Origin of the sequence: Streptomyces sp. MspMP-M5, from assembly GCF_000373585.1 — a bacterium.
GTDB lineage: Bacteria > Actinomycetota > Actinomycetes > Streptomycetales > Streptomycetaceae > Streptomyces.
In genome coordinates this window covers 1-16,359 of record NZ_KB891913.1, presented here as the reverse complement: position 1 = coordinate 16,359, position 16,359 = coordinate 1, and the positions used below count along the sequence as shown (strand labels likewise).

Sequence of the window (16,359 nt, the reverse complement as noted above, 5' to 3'; positions counted from 1 at the left end):
CGAGGCATCATCGAGGGTTCACTTGCGTTCGCCCGTCCAGCCTTCCCCTCACCTGTTGCACCCCGATGGCCGGGACGCTCTTGGGCTTGAACGCTCCGCTTCACACCCCGCCGTTACCAGCGACGCATGGGAGCGCGGGGACGGACCCTGGACACTGGCCCGAAGTTCAGCCGATCGATACCTCCTTCACGTGGCTGTCCTTACTTACCTGGAGCGACTTTCGTGTCGCACACTGAGCGTTGTACTTGGCCAGTTGAGCCTCTTGGTTCCTGCTTCCCTCGCCATGCTCATGTGGGGCGAACACGCTACCGAGGTCGACGTCGCCGAGAAGGCTCCGGCACGGTAGGCCGCTCTTCGAGTAGGGAGACGACCCGGTCGCGGCGAGGACGCCGGACGGCAGTGGCCCGGCCTGAGGTTGGTGAGGGCCGTCTCCTTCGCACCCAGCAAGGGAGACGGCCCTCACCCGCGTACCCAAGCCCGACCGCCAGAGGCACGTTCATATCTGACCATTTTTGATCTTGCTCATCGATCGACCGATACATGTGTCAACGGCCATGTCGTGCGCCCCGCCAGTCGGGGACTCTTGCGAGCGTGTCGATGCGGGTGGAGAGTTCGTCGCTGTATTCGCTCAGCACCATCCTCAACAGCCGGTAGGGCGCCGCCCCGCGGCGGCTCCGTCCCCGTGCTTGTCGTTGAGCTTCGACGCTGATCTCCCCGATCTGCCTCGGGGGCCAGGAGGTGGTGGTGGGGGCGTAGATGACCTCCCCGCTCGTCGTCAGCGCCCAGGCGACGGCCGAAGCAGCGAGGTGCGTCCGTGGGCGCGGGCTTCCCAGGGGGTGACACGGACAGTCAGCGGAACAGGCGGAAGAACCCGCGCACCTGCTTGACCAGCGACTCCGGCTGCTCCAGCGCGGCGAAGTGGCCACCATGCGGCAGCTCCTCGAACCAGCGCAGGTCGGTGAACCGCAGCTCGGCCTCCCGCCTCGACGGGCGGGTTATGTCGCGCGGGTAGACCGACAGCCCGGATGGCGCGGTCACCTTGTCCCGGAAGTTGGCGAAGCTCTCCCAGTACAGGCGCGCCGACGACGTGGCCGACGCGGTGAACCAATAGACCGAGATCTCGTCGAGGATCGTCTGCCGCGACAACGCGTCCTCGGGATGGCCGTCGTTGTCCGTCCACGCCCAGAACTTCTCGGCGATCCAGGTGGCCTGCCCCGCCGGGGAGTCGGTGAGGCCGTAGCCGAGCGTCTGCGGCCGGGTCGCCTGGATCGCCGAGTACCCCCGGCCGGTGCGCTGCATCTCCTTCTCGGCCTTGAGATTCGCCAGCTCCGCGGGCGTCGGGTCGTCGAACGTGCCCGCCGCCACGGATCCCAGGTTCAGGTGCACGCCGGCGACCCGCTCGGGCGCCACCTCGCCCAGCACCCCGGACACCGCCGAACCCCAGTCACCGCCCTGCGCGCCGTACCGTTCGTAACCCAGCGAGACCATCAACGTGTCCCAGGCGCGCGCGGTGCGAGTGATGCCCCACCCGGTCGTCGATGGCTTGTCGCTCCAGCCGTACCCGGGCAATGACGGCGCGACCACGTGGAACGCGTCCGCCGGGTCACCGCCGTGCGTGCGCGGGTCGGTCAGCGGGCCGAGGACGTCTAGGAATTCGAGCACCGAACCCGGCCACCCGTGTGTGAGCACGAGCGGGAACGCGTCCGGCTCCGGCGAGCGGACGTGCAGGAAGTGGATGCCCAGCCCGTCGATGGTGTCGCGGTACTGCGGGAACACGTTCAGCCGCTCGGCGAACCCGAAGTCGTAGTCCTCGGCCCAGCTGCGGCACAGCTCCTGCGTATACGCCAGCGGCAGCCCCTGAGACCAGTCGTCCACCGGCTCGCGCTCGGGCCACCGTGTCCGTCGCAATCGTTCACGCAGGTCCGCGATCTCGGCTTCGGTGATGCTGACCTCGAATGGCTCGGCGGACATGGCAAGGCTCCTTGCTGGTCAAGGCGCTATCGGATCAGAGGCAGGTGGACCGTCAGCGCGGGCTCCCATGCGTGGCGTCGGGTTCGGGGCGGTGGTCGGCGGTAGGGCAGCGGGTCAGGCTGAGGACGAGTCCGGCCAGGGGGAGTGCCGCGAGCACGGCGAGGGCCATCGGCGCCGGCACGATGCCGGACAGACCTGCGACAACGGCCGGACCGATCCCGCCACCCAGGGCGTTCATGAAGTTGAGCAGGCCCTGTGCGGTGTGGCGGTCGTCCGCGGCGACCAGGTCCGGCGCGAGGCTCACCAGTACGGCTTGGGCGCCGGCGAACCCGCACACGGTCAACGCCGTGCCGATGACGATCGGGATCGGCCCGGTGGAGATCGCGACCACGAGCACGCCGACGACGGTGAGTGCCGCAAGCCCGGCCGACACCTGCCAGCCGGTGAACCGGTCGGTCAAGGTGCCGACCAGCCGCCCGGCCAGCACCGAGCAGGCGGCGGCCGGGACTAAGAGCACGCCGGCTTCCAAGGGGCCACCGCCCGTGGCCTGCTCGATCAGGGACGGGGCGCGGAACAGCACCCCGTAGTAGCCGGCGAAGACGGTCCCGCCGATGAGCCCGGCCGCCAGGAAGCCGCGGGATGCGATCACCCGCCGAGGCACGAACCCGTCGGGCGTGCTTCGCACGCGCCACCACAGTCCCACGGCGGCGAGTGCCCCGGCGGCAGCCACGACGAGCGTGACCGGAGCGGGCAGGCCGACCGAGTGTGCCTGCAGCAACGTGATCAAGGAGCCGGCGAGTCCCGACAGTACCGCCGCGCCGCAGATATCGAGTCGCCCGGTCGAGCCGTTTCGCTCGCCGCTACCGCTCCACGTCAGCGCGCGCCTACTTGGCAATGCGGCCAGCAGGAGGGGCAAGGCGAGGACCGGGATCGCGAGCACGGCACGCCACCCGAGCCATGCGGTCACCGCCCCGCCCAACAGCGTCCCGCACCCCGACGCCGTCGCGCTGGCGGCCGCGATGATTCCCAGGGCGCGGATCCGTTGCCGCCCGGGAAGGGCGGTGGCTGCGGCAAAGACGGCGATCACGGTCGCGCCCGCCCCGGCGCCGCCGATCAGTCGGCCGACGATCACGACGGACAGTGTCGGCCCGGCTCCGGCGAGCGCGGAGCCCGCGGCGAGCGCCACGACCCCGGCGACGAGGACCTGGAAGGGGCTCCAGCGGACCAGTAGCCGACCCGTGACCGGCATCGCGAGCGCGGAGGTCAGCGACCACGCGGCGAGAATCCATGCGGTGGTCCCGAACGGCACCGCGAGTGCGCGGCCGATGGCCGGCAGGGCCACCGACGGCGCTCCCAGTGCCACGTACATCGGCAGCACCAGCATCCCCAAAGTCAGCCCCAGCCGACGCCCGTCCGGGGCGTCGGTTCGCTCCGGTGCCGGTGCCTCTCCAGACGGGATCGTCTGCGGCGTCGCTCCCTGCCGGGTATGTTGTGACATGCAAAAGCTCCTTTGCGTGTAACGTTACGGAGCAGTGAGGAGACACGTCAAATGCGGGATGCGTATTACAGCCCATTGGTGGTCCAGACGGCCGTCGACCTGGCCAACACCTTGAGGCCGATCAAGGGAGAGGACGCGCTTGAGACCGTGCAGCAGCTCCGGGACTTCCTTGACGACCATCCCGCGGCTGAGCCTCCGAGTTCGGCCGCGAACCAAGGGGCCGGTCCGCGGCATCTCACCCGCGCCGACCTGGCGGAAGTCCGCGCGTTGCGCGAGACAGTGCGTGAGGTGCTCGAACGGGCGAACACGGACCCGGTCGAAGCAGCGGCTCTGATCAACGACGGTCTGCGTCGCAGCCGCGCCACCCCGGTACTGCGCCACGAGGACGACCGCTGGTGGACCGAGGTGACCTCCGACACCGACCGCCGCTCGGCGCACCTTGCCGCGACTACGCTCAGCGCACTGGCCTCCGTGATCGCCACGCTCGGTCCCGCCCGTCTCGGCGTATGTGCCGGGCCGACCTGCCGGGCCACTTTCGTGGACCTCTCACGCAACGGCTCGAAGCAGTACTGCACCCGAACCTGCTCACACCGGGCCAGCGTCGCGGCCTACCGGAGCCGGCGCAGCCCGCGTTGAGCGCCGGCACCTGACCCTGCCAGGCCGGCTCCGGGGTTTCGTCCGAGCCCGCCTTCGACGAACTCGTTCGGGCCTCCGAGGGCGTTCCTCGTGATGCGATCTACATCGCCGCGAAAGCCGCAATGCAGGCCCGAGACCGCAAGATCTCCGTTCCGATCGTCCAGGACGCAGTGCGAGCCTGATATCAGTCCGACAAGGCACGTGCTCTCCGCGCGTGTCGAGCACCACCACCTGTCCCGGCCGGGAGACGATCACCGGCGAACCGCCGGGCTCCACCGCCGCGGCCGAGCGCACGTAACGCTGCCGGGTGCTGTCTGGGCCGAACCACTCCTTCCACACCTTCGCCAACGTGGTGCGGTGCGGCAGCTTCTCCTCCAACTCGGGCCCGAACTTCTCCCGAACGCATTTGCCTGGCGGGGCTGGATCGGCCTTTACGGCAGCCTCGAAGAGGTCAGTATTCGTGTTGTCGAGGACACCAGCGAGGGTGAGCAGGTTCTCGCCGAGTGGAGAGACGGGCATGTGGTCGTTGACCGGCTGTGAGGAGTGCGACGTCGGTGCCCGGTCCCTTGCAGCGGCGATGCCCCAGGGTGCGGCAATCTCTTTTTATGGCTCCGGCCGACGTGGGGCCGGCCGGAGGGGCGGGTTCATCGGAGTGCTCGTGCGCGGGCCGCGGTGGCTTGTGGTGGCGGGCCGGCGCGGGAGAGGGCCGGGCCGTGCGGTGCGCGGGGTGCCGGCGGCGCAGGGGTGGTGCTGCGTTGCCAGCGGTTTCGCAGGGTGGTGAGGTCGGCCAGGGCGCGGCGGCTGCCGGTGATCAGCTGGTGCGGCGTGTTGGCCGGGTCTTGGGCGTAGGCGGCGATTCGTGTGCCGGCGCCGAATGCGCGGGCCGGTAGCGCGCGTTGAAGGACTCGCTGTCCCCAGTATTCGGGTGAGCCGGCGGGGGCGGAGACCAGAGCGATGAGGTCGCCGGGGTCGAGGCCGTCGGTGAGGAGTCCGCGGTGCTTCCCAGAGCACGGTGACCGGGTCCACGGGCTCCCCGCTGTGGACCAGGGCGGTCATGCACTGCCACAGCGTGGCGTGCAGAGTCAGCGTGAAGTCGTCGGGCTGCAGCCAGCGCATGTTCTTCAGCTCTGCCGGGTGCGCGGTGGCAGTGGCGAGGAGGACTCGTTCCTCGTCGAGGGCTTCCTCGCTGCTGTGCCCCGCGGAGTTGTCCGGCACCAAGGTGTGCGGCAGGGAGCCGGGGTGCGGGGTGAACTGTGCGGTGAGCGTGTCCAGGAACTGTCCGAGCGTGTCGGCCTGGGCCAGGGTGCTGGTGGCCGGGTTGGGCAGGGTGGTGTCGGTGGCGGTCTGGGCGAGGCGTTCGGCGTGCGTGAGCAGTGTGCGGCGAGCGTGATCGGCTCGGATCATTCGCGTGTACGTCGGCGCGTGCCGGGGCCAGGGGCAGACCTGGATGAGGGCGTGGAGGTGAGATGTGAGACTGTGCAGGGCGTGAGTGAGACACCGACGCGCACCCTCCAGTACCGCGCTGACGGGCCAGAAGGCGCCCCAGTCCTGGTTCTGGGTGCCGCCCTGGGTACAACATGGCACAGGTTGTCGGAAGCGTCTTCTGGCGTCCACGTGGTCTAGATCGGGGTCGTTTGCGCAGGTGGGGGCCTTGTGGTCCAGCTGCATCGACGGTGTTGGTGAGACGCGTGTGAGAGCAAGTGAGCGGTGAGGAACCCCTGTCGGCTCGCTCCGGCGGGGGTTTCTGCGTTCCGGGGTGAGCCTGGCGCGTGGTGTTCGACGCGGTCTTGCTTTGCTCCGGCTCGCTGCCCTCGACGGCATAGGAAGGGCAGCGGTGACGATGCGGGTGCGGTGGCCGAGGGCAGGGATGTTATGCGGCAGACGAGGGCCGTAGCCTTCACGGGCGCGGATGTGCCCGAGGCCAGGGAGCGTGCTCCGTCGCACCCCCGGATGCCGGCCAGGGGCTTGCCCCGGAACAGGGCCAGTGCCTCAGCCGTCGAGGAGATTGCCCGCCCATCCCGAAGCCACCGCTCCCGGCCGTCCCCGCCGCCCATTTCACTGCCCGTCGTGCCGCTCGTTCTGCCGCCTGCGCCGTTGTCGGCATCATCGAGATTTCATCGGCATTTCAACGCCTCCCGCAAGAGTTGGCAAGACAGCACCGCGACCCGCGTACGAACCGCTGGTGATCGCCGGAAACCTCCGGATCTGCCGTGATCCTCCGGGAAGCGCAGTCGCAGGGAAGCCAGAGCAAACGGTGAACGCCCCGAACTGGAGGACAAGTTGAGTGAGCACCGCGCCACCCGCAGGAGTCTCCTGAAAGCCGTCGGCGGAATCTCCGCGGGGGTGGCTCTTGGCGGCGCGAGCGTCCTTGCGACGGCGTCGACGGCCACTGCGGCCGGCGATGTCCCCGGGCTGAGCGTCACGGAACGCAATGAGAGCGATCCCCGCATGTGGTACTACCGGTTCCAGACCGACGCGATCGGCTGGAACCCGGCCGTCAACGTCCTGCTGCCCGACGACTACCACACCAGCGGCCGCACCTACCCCGTCCTCTACCTCCTCCACGGCGGCCTGCAGGACTTCCGGACTTTCGACAGTGCGCCCGCGGACATCCGCGGCTGGACCGCCGGCAAGCCGATCATCGTCGTGATGCCCGATGGCGGACAGGCGGGCTGGTACTCCAATCCCGTCAACTCCAACACCGGCCCCCGCAACTGGGAGACGTTCCACATCGACCAGATGATTCCGTGGGTCGAGGCGAACTTCCGGACGTACGCCGAGTTCGACGGCCGTGCCGTCGCCGGGTTCTCGATGGGCGGCTTCGGCGCACTGAAGTACGCGGCCAAGTACCCCGACCGCTTCGCCTCGGTGAGCGCCCACTCCGGCCCGCCCAGCCTGCGCCGCGACCTGGGCGCAGTGGCCCATTGGGCCAACGTCTCCGCGGCGGTCAAGGACCTCGGCGGCGGCACGATCTACGGCGAGCCCTGGGACGAGACCAAGGTCAGCGCCGACAACCCGGTCGAGCACATCGAGAGCTACCGCGGCAAACGGATCTTCCTGGTCGCCGGTACCAGCCCTGCCCCGACCGACCCGTTCGGCTGGGGCAACGAGACCCAGGTGCTCCGCGGGCAGCGGGAGTTCCGCGGTCTCCTCGACAACGCCGGTATCCCGTACGAGTGGTACGAGGAGCCCGGCGGCCATGAGATCCGGCCCGGGATGATGATCCGCGACCTCGACGGCATCGTCGCCCGGCTCCGTCAGGCGTAGGCAGAATCCCGGAGTTGTTCTGGTGAGAACTTCCCTCAGAGGGGGCGCATAGGCGTGGACAGCGCGGATACATCTGGCGCGTCACAGCCGGAGCCGGCGGGTATCGGAACCGGTCGGGAGGATGACGGCCCCGGCCGGGAGGGTGACGGTTCCGGCCGGGCCCAAGCCCGGCTCGTCCTGACGGGCGGGCTCTGCGGTGCGGTACTGCTGGTCGCATCGCTGGTGGTTGACCTCAGTGGCTCCAACGAGCTGAAGCTTCCGCAGATGCCGAAACTCCCCTCCCTCCCGACGGCCCCCGGCTCGCTACCCACGGACATGCCGACCAACTTCCCCACGGGGTTGCCGACCGGCCTGCCCACGGACCTGCCGACTGATTTGCCCACAGGCTTCCCGACCGGCCTGCCCACGAACTTCCCGAGTCTGCCGCCGCTGCCGACCGGTCTGACGGGAGGTGGCTCGTGAGAAGCCTTGCTTCCTTGCCGATCCGTAATGACCAACTGGCCCACACCAGGGCACTGTTGATCGCCCGGATCGCCCTCGTTCTGTATCTGGTCGAGTTGTTGTTGAACCTGACCCGCCCTCGTGTGATGCCCGGCGAACCATCCTTGTCGATCTTCTACAAGGCGCCGTCCGGCCTCGACAAGATGCCCGGGTTCGCGGACTCGCTCGACCGGCTGCTGTCCATGCCACGCGCCGTCTTCTGGTGTCTCCTGGCGGGCATCGCGGCGGGGGTGGTCCTCCAGATCGTCGCCGCCGTCACCACGCGTCGATCCGACCGGCGTCCGGTCGTGTTGACCTGGCTGACGCTGGGGTGCCTGCTGTTGCCGTTCGGATTGCTCTCGCTGGTCGTCGTGATCGAGTACGTACCGGTGACGCTCGCCTGTGTGCCCAGTACGGTCTGTGTCCTGCTACTGCTCCGCGGCGGAGTGCGGTTCGCCCGGGTGCCGCTGGCCGCGCTGCTGGCCGCGTTCGGCTGGGGCGCATTGATCGTGTTCGGGCTTGGCCGTGCCTACAGCGGGCTCGCGTTCGGCACCATCTTCGGCTACCTGGGCCAGTCCTCCCTCACCGACATCAGCCGGTTCGCCCACAACCAGTTCCGCAGCATCGACCTGCTGCTCGCGCATCTCAGTGTCGTTGACGCTCTCGCCATCGCGGGCGGCGTGGTGCTGCTGTTCCTGCTGTTCCGGCACCGCGTCACCGATGCCGTCAGCGGTCTGATCCTCGGTGCCGCCGTCGGGCTCGGCTTCAACTTCGTGGAAAGCATCCTCTACATCAAGATCTACGGCTCGTTGGGCGACATGCTCGGGAGCAGCGGCGGCTTCGCGTACTGGATCCGGCAGTCGGTCGGCCTGCTCGGCGGACAGGTGGCATGTGGTGCGCTGTTGGGGGCCGGGCTCGGTGTCGCGGCCCGAGCGCGGCAGCGCGGGCTCGTCGCGGCGGCTGCGGTCGTGGCGGCGATCGGCGCGACCACGGGTGCCGACATACTGTCGGGGTGGCTGTCCGGACAGCTCCGGGATCAGGTCGACGTCGGCAGCACGCTCGACGTCCTGGTCGTCTCTCCCGCGCTGTGGCTGCTCCCACAGCTGCCGTTCATCGCCCTTGCCGTCGTACTCCTGGCCCGCGGACTGCGCGCTCGCGCCCCTGCGCTGAAGGCGGCCGTGGCGAAGGAGGTGGCGGCGGGCTCGGCCATCACCCAGGCGGAGGTGCCAGTCCTGGTCTCGCCCGTGCTCCGGCTCTGGGCGGTGGCAGGCACCTGGCGCTGGCACGGCCGGCGTGCGGCCCTCGCGCTGCACCGCCTGCATTCAGTCCAGTTGGATCTGGCCAGTCAGCACGTGCGGACGGCTCCGGCGAGCGGTTCGCAGGCGGAGGGGCAGGCAAGTGGACAGGCAGGCGAACACGCAGGTGAACGGGCGGATCTACAGACGGCCGTTCAGCAGATGGACGAGCTGCGTGCCCGGATAGCGCGGCTGAAGGGCGGGCAGCAGCCGGAGGTGACCCCGTGAACGATCTCAGAAGTGCCTTGCGCCGGGCCGTGAGTGCCCTCGCGCTCGCCGGTGCGGTGTTGCTCCTGACGCCACAGGCAGCCTCTGCCTGTACGGTCGGGATCGGTTACAAGCCGTCGTTGGACATCCGCGACCTGCGCCACCCGAAGACATGCTCCACAGGCACCTCCCTCGGTGGTGCCGGCGCGGTTGCCGTCCTCGCCCTCGGCGCTCTCGCCGCGGCGGGCTGGGTCGCGTACCGGAGGGTCGAGCAGGGTTTTGGTACGCCCCCGGAGGGCGGGAAATCGGGCCCGAGCCCGGCCCTGAGCGGCTACTTGGACGCCGCGGGGGTGACCTCGTCGGCGCCCGGCCCGGGCCGCAATGAACCTTGAGGGCCGTCGGCAAGACGCTTCGAAGGATCCGGTTCCGGCTGCCTGCGCCGGACCGAGCAGGAACAGCCGGACTCAGCATGAACAGGTGGACACCATGGGAACAGTTCGCCGCAACCTCGCCGGGCGCTTGGGCCGGGCGGGCGCCGCCTTACTGGCCGTCGGCCTCCTGATCGCGGGCCTGCCGGCTCCCTCGGCGGTGGCATCGGGTGCCACCGCCACCGGCCCGTCCGCGGAACCCGAAGCCGGTGGCGAGTTCACGGAGATCGCTCGCAAGCTCCTGAACGACCCCATCGGGCGAGCCGGGTACGAAGACCACAGGAAACTCAATATGTGGGACGGGACCCGCAATCTGGCCGTCGTCTGGTTCAACCTGACGAACTTTCAGACATCGCACGTGAGTTCTATAATACGGCAGTTCGGTGATGAGCCTTTTCGCGGGGGCTACTACATCGGGTACGGCACTCTATTGACGCGTGAGGGCAACGAGGCGCTCTTCGACCGGATAGAGAAGAATCTGGACTTGAAGAAGACCGGTCCGCTGAATGGTCCGCTGTTGAAGTTCACCGCCGTCAATGATCCGCGTAAGAACCACTCCGAACCCATCATCTACAACAAGTTTCTGTATCCCGTCCTCCGAAGCCTCGGCCTGGGGCATAAGGCGATCGAAAGACTGGAGAAGAGGGGTGTCGCCGGATTCTCGGACCGCGGTCGCTGTGGTCCTTGCGAAAAGCTCACGAGCGACATACCCGAGGAAAATTTCATGTCGGCGACGGGCTACAAGACCAAGCAGGAGCAGAAGGCGTCGGCGAACCGGGTGAACGGCGTCAACAGCATCACCAAAGCAGACCTCAAACGCGAAGAGGAGAAAAAGAAACAGCAGGCCGAAGCGGCCTTTCCGGCCTCGGGAAACGAGAATAAACCCTGCACCGCGCTGGGAAGCCGCCACAGTCGTCCCGTCATGGCGATGGCCATGCCCCTCGCCGCCGGCCCTTGTGGCGACGAAGACGGTGGCGCGCAGTCGGGCGCTCTCAACCAACTACTGGCCACGCCGTCCGGCGCCAACGCTTACGGCGGCGTGGACTTTTCGACGCTGGAGATGCGTTATCTCTCCGACGGCTCGGACGGGGTGCAGTACGCATATTCGTCGCAGCCCCTGTCCAAGGAGTACCAGCAGAACACCGAACTGGGAATGCGGGTGGTGCGCGACGCGGGCGCCGACCTGCGGACCTGGTTGGTGCTCGACCCGAACAAGTTCTGGGTCAACCTCAATCCCACCGAGCCGAATCGCATCGTCGATTCCGCCCTGGGGCAGACCAACGCCGGCCGGGCCATGCTGGAGGCCGACCTCCAGATGAAGCGCACGGAGGCGAAGATCCTGCACCCCGACTCGGCGACGGGAAGGCAGTACTGGCGGGAGCTTCAACCGTCTGCGGACGGCTCGCTCTGTTTCTCCTCCCGGATGTGGATCGTGCCCGGAAAGGTCGAGGTGCGTGAGGACGGCGGATCGCTCTATGTCCTCACCGCGCTGCTCGATGTGAAGACGAAGTCGGAGCACATCAACGACCCTTATTCCAAGCCGTGCAACGCTGATCCGGCCACGAACGCCCACAACGAAAACCTGGAACGAACCCTTGTCCTGCCGAAGATCGTGAAGGCGGTCAACACCGATCCGGAGTACGCGCCGCTGCGCCGCGCCTTCATGGCCAGGATCATCGCGCAGTGGGTGCGCGAGCGACACCAGCAGGGGCACCGGACCTCGTTCGACAAGATCATTGATTCCAAGGACCTGGGACCGGCCAAGCTCGACGGCAACTGGCGTCCCAAGAAGGTCTTCGACGACTACGTACGCTCATACCGCAACAAGGAGTTCGACATCACCCGCGAGACGGACGAGGGAGGTGTCAGGCGCATCACCCGCTACATGCTCGGCGGCGCGGACCTCACGAACGTGCGGTTGACCGGCGTCACCGAGGCGGCGATGCGCGAGCGGTACCCGCAGCTCGCCCAGTCCGCGCAGGGCTCCGTCGGCCGCCGGGTGACTGCGGCCGACGGCTCGATCTGGCTGGGCGGTTCGGTCCAGACACCGGAACAGGGCTTCTGGGACCAGCTCAAGGACGACGCGACGAGACTGACCGGCGGCAACGGCCCGCTCCTGGTGGTGATTCTGCTGGCCCTCGGGGCCCTCCTGTTCGGCTTCCGCAACCGCCCGCGGCGCGGCAACCATCCCACCACCTGAACTCACCCGCGGCAGCCCGCAGTCCGGAGCGGCCCTCAGCCAACCGTGAGGGTGCGACGTCCGCAGGCCGGTCGCAGCACGCGTCGTCACCATCTCCTTGTTCCGTCCACTGGCTGTCATCAGTGGGCGCCAGCTGTCGAATGGTCCCGGCTCGACGGTCGGGTTTGAACAACGGGGGTCCACGTGTCGTGAGGGGCGGGAGGATGGGTGGGCGCTTTCCCCGGTCCGGGGTCTGACTCAGCGGGCCTGGATAGAGGTCTTCTCATCGGAGCTGATCACGTACTCGTCCTCGCCCAGCTGTTCGCCCTGCCAGGTACGGGTTGTACAGGTCCAGCACCCGGGCGGCCTTGGGCCGGAAGCCGGGGCCGGTGAGGAAGATCCAGGAGCGGTGCTGCCAGGGCTTGAGCGAGTCCCGAGCCAGCCAACGGCGTACGGTGGACGCCGATACCAATGTGGCGATGCCCCGCTGGATGGCCTCTCGGGCCAGTTCCGGGCACGACCAGCGGGAGATCGGCACTCCGCTCTCGGCGGGCAGCTGGCAGGCCAGCGCCTTGACCTCGGCGGCCTGCAGCGGTGTGAACGAGGCAGGACGACCGCAGCGTTGACGGTCTTTGAGCCCAGGCAAGCCCGCCTGGGCGAACCGGCCACGCCAGCGGCGCACGGTGTCCAGGTGCAGCCCCGTCTCCCGGGCGATACGCGCGTTGGAGCGCCCCCTGGCCGCGTGCAGCACTACCTGCGCACGCACCCGCAGCCGGTGCTCGGTCTTGTGGCCGTAGGCCATCTTCTTCAACCGCGCGCGCTCGGCGGCACTCGGGGCTATCGGACAGGCAGTGCGGACGGGCATGGCGGGCAAACCGATCGGCCGAAGTGGATCACTGGCAAGTCCCAGCCTGCCCCGCTTGTCGCGCGATGGAGCTCAGACGTCGTTGCGGGCGCGGATCGGGCAGGTTGCAGGGTCTGCCGACGTCGCCGTCCTCCACCAATCCCCCTCGGTGACTGTCAGGGGGACGGCGGTGCCCATGGGCTTGCTACTGGCTGCCGCGGCGCGCTACTGGGACGGTGAGCCGCGTAGCGGCCGGTCCGCGCACACCAGTCGTAGTTGCATCGCGGCGCGCATCCCCTCTATGCAGCCGTAGACGTTGGTACGGTCGGTGACTGGGATAGTGAGCCGGTCGCACACGTCGGCGATGGCGGGCTCGGTGTGGTTGAAGGTGCGGGTCCACTCGTCGACCATACGACGGGCCTTGTCGATGGCTTCGCGGCGTATGCACCGCTGTTCGTGTTCGATGATGAGCACGAGATTGTGCTGATCACCTTGAGCCTCTTCTTTGTCGAGTGACAGAACATCGTTGACGATGTTGATGTTCTGATTGGTGACGTAGCGCATCAGGCGCATTTCGGGGCTGTCGTAGACCGGCGTGGGGAGTTCGCTGTGCCAGACCCGTTCGATCAGGTCCAGCAGTGGGGGCATGAACCCCGTGCGGTAGTGCAGGTCCAGGCAGTCCGGCGTGCTCGGCCAGACTCCCTGAACGCGGTTGGCTGCTTCGGTGACGTGGGCGTACAGGTACTGCTTCCAGTGCCGGACGGCGCGTTCACACCATGCCGGAGACATCCCGGCACGCTCCCGTCTCCACAGGTCACCGAAGGCTGCGGTCACCGGATGGCCGCTGACGGCCGCCGCGTCGGATTCCCCGTCCAGCAACGCGGCGGTGCGCTCGATGACGGCGGCCACTGACTCAGGCTGCTGGCCGAGCGGTCCATCGAATTGGTCGTCGAAGGCGAAGAACCAGCCGAAGACATCACATCCCAGGGCCAGGTCATCACGTTGGGCCAGGTAGAACCAGCGTGCCCCGACCTCCGCCGGACTCCACAGCCGGTACTTTGCCTCGGCGTCCGGACCGGCTAGCAGGCCCATACCGCGCATCCAATCGATATGGGGTCCCGCCGGTATCGCTCCAGGATTGAACGCTAAGGGGTCGCCGCAGGTCAGAGCGTCGATCGCCGGGCTGCCGCTCCGGCCTGTGGCGGTGTTTACCAGTGGTGTCCCCAAGGTGATCCGCCGGGAGTCGGCACATGTCCACGCCCTTGACGCCGTCTCAGGCTCGACCTCGCAGGAATGCGCAGGTGGTCGGCGAGTAGGCCGGGCAGATCGAGCACCATGTCCGGGTTGCTTGTCGGCTGGTGTGCTGTTCGTTGCTCACCCTGCCAGCCGCGGGTGACGGCTCGTGCGGCGGCATGAACATCCGCGAGTCGACACTGGAGGGGCTCGACACCGCGGCCCGCAAGGGCAAGCACGGCGGCCGGCCGCCGGTCATCACCGACGACATGCTCCACACCGTGCTCCGGCGGAGGGCGAACGGCGAGTCCGTCGAGCAGATCCAGCCCGACCTGATCACCCCCACCGGCAAGCCCAAGGGACAGAACCCCTCGGTGGCCAGCATCTACCGGGCGCTCGCCGAGCACGCCAAGCGCGAGGCATACCCCGAAGCCGTCGCCCAGGCCCACGCCGACTTCGCGGGCCTCCAGGCCGGCGAACTCCCCGCCCCGCGCACAGCGGAGCAGACGGAACCAGCCCGGTGACCAAGTACCTCGCCGTCCTCCAGTTCACCGCGAACGGCCCGAAGGCCACCGGGGAGTGGACCTCGGACACCACCGCCCTCCGGACTTGGCGAGACTGGGTCGGCGTCTACGGTTCCGATGAGCAGGTGTTCATCCGCGTCATCGAGGAGACGGACGGCCGAGAGCGTGTGCTCACCGCCTGGGAGCACGGACGAGTCGTCGAGGCGCCACAGAATTCCACCTGAGGGGGCAGCCGGAATGCGCCCGACCGTGCCGTAGCCGTCCCCGACACATCACGCGCTACCCATGATCGGGAACGTGGCGGCTCGTCGCCGATGCCGCACTCGGTGCTGGGGCCAGTGGGGACGACGACCTCGATCATGGTGGTGTCCCTAAGAATGTTGGCGGTCCGGGAGGACCGGGTGTGGCTGATGGTGGGTTGCCCTTGAGGGCTCGAGAGGAATGGCCGCCCGGTCCTCCGGGACGCTCCGACCACTGATTGAGAACTGCGGTCATCGCTGGTTAGGGACCTGTCGGCGGAGTGTTCTACGGACCACGGGAGTGTTGGTCACGGTGGAACGGAGCAACGCGGTTGAGCACGCGGCAGGAGCGGATATGGGTCGGCATCGACGCCGGTAAGGGGCACCACTGGGCGGTGGCCCTCGACGCCGACGGCGAGACGCTGTTCTCGACGAAGGTGATCAACGACGAGGCCCAGATCCTCACTCTCATCGGCACCGCCCGCGAACGGGCCGACGACGTGCGGTGGGCGGTGGACATCTCCGGCCGGGCCTCCACGCTGCTGCTGGCCCTGCTGGTCGCCCACGACGAGAACGTCGTCTACGTTCCCGGCCGCACGGTCAACCGCATGTCCGGCGCTTACCAGGGCGAGGGGAAGACCGATGCCAAGGACGCGAGGGTCATCGCCGATCAGGCCCGCATGCGCCCGAAGGCCTTCGCGGCCTTGGACACACCCCCGGAGCTGGTCTCCACCCTCCGGGTGCTGACGAACTACCGTGCCGACCTGATCGCCGACCGGGTCCGACTCGTCAACCGGCTCCGTGACCTGCTGGTGGGTATCTGCCCAGCGTTGGAGCGGGCCTTCGACTACTCCGCGGCCAAGGGCCCCGTCGTCATGCTGACCGAGTACCAGACGCCCGCCGCCCTGCGCCGAATCGGTGTGAAACGGCTGACGACCTGGCTGGAACGACGCAAGGTTCGTGGCGCCGACACGGTCGCCGCGAAGGCGGTGGAGGCGGCTCAGTCCCAGCAGATCGCCCTGCCCGGCGAGAAGCGGGCGGCGAAGCTGGTCTGCGATCTCGCCCACCAGCTCCTGGACCTGGACGCGAGGATCAAGGACAACGACCGGGAGATCCGCGAGACCTTCCGCGCCGATGACCGCGCCGAGATCATCGAATCCATGCCCGGTATGGGCCCCATCCTCGGTGCCGAGTTCGTCGCCATCGTCGGCGACCTCTCCGGCTACCGCGACGTGGGCCGCCTCGCCTCGCACGCCGGCCTGGCCCCGGTCGCCCGGGACTCCGGCCGCCGCACCGGCAACTACCACCGGCCCAAGCGATACAACCGGCGCCTGCGGCACATCTTCTACATGGCCGCCCAGACGGCAATGATGCGACCAGGCCCCTCCCGCGACTACTACCTCAAGAAACGATCCGAAGGACTGCTGCACACCCAGGCCCTGCTCGCACTCGCCCGCCGCAGGGTCGACGTCCTCTGGGCGATGCTGCGCGACAAGAGGCTCTTCACCTCCGCCCCACCGGTCACGCAGGCGGCTTGACACAATCATTGAGATTCCTC

15 protein-coding genes are annotated in these 16,359 nt (G+C 68.3%); 10 read left to right on the top strand and 5 right to left on the bottom strand.

Going from position 1 to position 16,359, the window contains the following annotated elements; all coding sequences use genetic code 11:
• Window positions 1-849: 849 nt before the first annotated feature.
• Together B073_RS0127820 and B073_RS0127815 are read right to left on the bottom strand one after the other, a co-directional pair.
• Window positions 850-1,971, bottom strand: coding sequence for an epoxide hydrolase family protein (locus tag B073_RS0127820; RefSeq protein ID WP_018541363.1), 1,122 nt, complete (start codon window positions 1,969-1,971; stop codon window positions 850-852).
• Window positions 1,972-2,023: 52 nt separating this feature from the next.
• A complete protein-coding gene (locus B073_RS0127815; protein WP_026247790.1) occupies window positions 2,024-3,469 on the bottom strand; it encodes an MFS transporter in 1,446 nt (481 codons plus the stop codon).
• A gap of 51 nt (window positions 3,470-3,520) precedes the next feature.
• Between B073_RS0127815 and B073_RS0127810 the strand changes: the two genes are divergently transcribed.
• Both B073_RS0127810 and B073_RS41325 read left to right on the top strand, forming a co-directional pair.
• A complete protein-coding gene (locus tag B073_RS0127810) occupies window positions 3,521-4,105 on the top strand; it encodes a CGNR zinc finger domain-containing protein (protein ID WP_026247789.1) in 585 nt (194 codons plus the stop codon).
• Window positions 4,106-4,462: 357 nt separating this feature from the next.
• A complete protein-coding gene (locus tag B073_RS41325) occupies window positions 4,463-4,645 on the top strand; it encodes a hypothetical protein (RefSeq protein WP_018541360.1) in 183 nt (60 codons plus the stop codon).
• Window positions 4,646-4,708: 63 nt separating this feature from the next.
• On the opposite strand, the gene B073_RS44510 is transcribed toward B073_RS41325, so the two are convergent.
• Entirely contained in the window at window positions 4,709-5,509 is an 801-nt protein-coding gene (locus B073_RS44510) for a DnaB-like helicase N-terminal domain-containing protein (protein WP_234025180.1), read from the bottom strand.
• Between the two features lie 876 nt (window positions 5,510-6,385).
• On the opposite strand from B073_RS44510, the gene B073_RS0127790 reads away from it, so the two are divergent.
• The 5 genes from B073_RS0127790 (at window position 6,386) to B073_RS0127770 (ending at window position 11,982) form a co-directional block, all read left to right on the top strand.
• Window positions 6,386-7,372: an alpha/beta hydrolase gene (locus B073_RS0127790; RefSeq protein ID WP_078508211.1), complete on the top strand. Its 987-nt coding sequence runs from the start codon at window positions 6,386-6,388 to the stop codon at window positions 7,370-7,372.
• A gap of 54 nt (window positions 7,373-7,426) precedes the next feature.
• Entirely contained in the window at window positions 7,427-7,834 is a 408-nt protein-coding gene (locus B073_RS48235) for a PT domain-containing protein (RefSeq protein WP_086023844.1), read from the top strand.
• A 14-nt stretch (window positions 7,835-7,848) separates the two neighbouring features.
• Window positions 7,849-9,375 carry a PrsW family glutamic-type intramembrane protease gene (locus B073_RS0127780; protein ID WP_158690235.1) on the top strand — a complete coding sequence of 509 codons (1,527 nt, stop codon included), beginning with the start codon at window positions 7,849-7,851 and terminating at the stop codon, window positions 9,373-9,375.
• Window positions 9,372-9,746: a hypothetical protein gene (locus B073_RS0127775; RefSeq protein WP_018541356.1), complete on the top strand. Its 375-nt coding sequence runs from the start codon at window positions 9,372-9,374 to the stop codon at window positions 9,744-9,746. The genes B073_RS0127780 and B073_RS0127775 overlap by 4 nt, the downstream gene beginning before the upstream one ends.
• A gap of 85 nt (window positions 9,747-9,831) precedes the next feature.
• A complete protein-coding gene (locus B073_RS0127770) occupies window positions 9,832-11,982 on the top strand; it encodes a hypothetical protein (protein WP_018541355.1) in 2,151 nt (716 codons plus the stop codon).
• Between the two features lie 262 nt (window positions 11,983-12,244).
• Here B073_RS0127770 and B073_RS41320 read toward each other — a convergent pair whose 3' ends face one another.
• Window positions 12,245-12,826: a helix-turn-helix domain-containing protein gene (locus B073_RS41320; RefSeq protein ID WP_234025179.1), complete on the bottom strand. Its 582-nt coding sequence runs from the start codon at window positions 12,824-12,826 to the stop codon at window positions 12,245-12,247.
• Window positions 12,827-13,030: 204 nt separating this feature from the next.
• Window positions 13,031-13,897 (bottom strand): terpene synthase family protein, encoded by an 867-nt coding sequence (locus tag B073_RS41315; RefSeq protein ID WP_051094228.1) that lies wholly within the window; start codon window positions 13,895-13,897, stop codon window positions 13,031-13,033.
• A 278-nt stretch (window positions 13,898-14,175) separates the two neighbouring features.
• Between B073_RS41315 and B073_RS41310 the strand changes: the two genes are divergently transcribed.
• The 3 genes from B073_RS41310 to B073_RS0127740 all read left to right on the top strand — a co-directional run bounded on the left by B073_RS41310 (window position 14,176) and on the right by B073_RS0127740 (window position 16,339).
• Window positions 14,176-14,562 (top strand): hypothetical protein, encoded by a 387-nt coding sequence (locus B073_RS41310; RefSeq protein ID WP_018541354.1) that lies wholly within the window; start codon window positions 14,176-14,178, stop codon window positions 14,560-14,562.
• Window positions 14,559-14,786, top strand: coding sequence for a hypothetical protein (locus B073_RS41305; protein WP_018541353.1), 228 nt, complete (start codon window positions 14,559-14,561; stop codon window positions 14,784-14,786). Before B073_RS41310 ends, B073_RS41305 begins: the two co-directional genes overlap by 4 nt.
• Window positions 14,787-15,133: 347 nt before the next feature.
• Window positions 15,134-16,339, top strand: coding sequence for an IS110 family transposase (locus B073_RS0127740; RefSeq protein ID WP_018541351.1), 1,206 nt, complete (start codon window positions 15,134-15,136; stop codon window positions 16,337-16,339).
• Window positions 16,340-16,359: the final 20 nt, after the last annotated feature.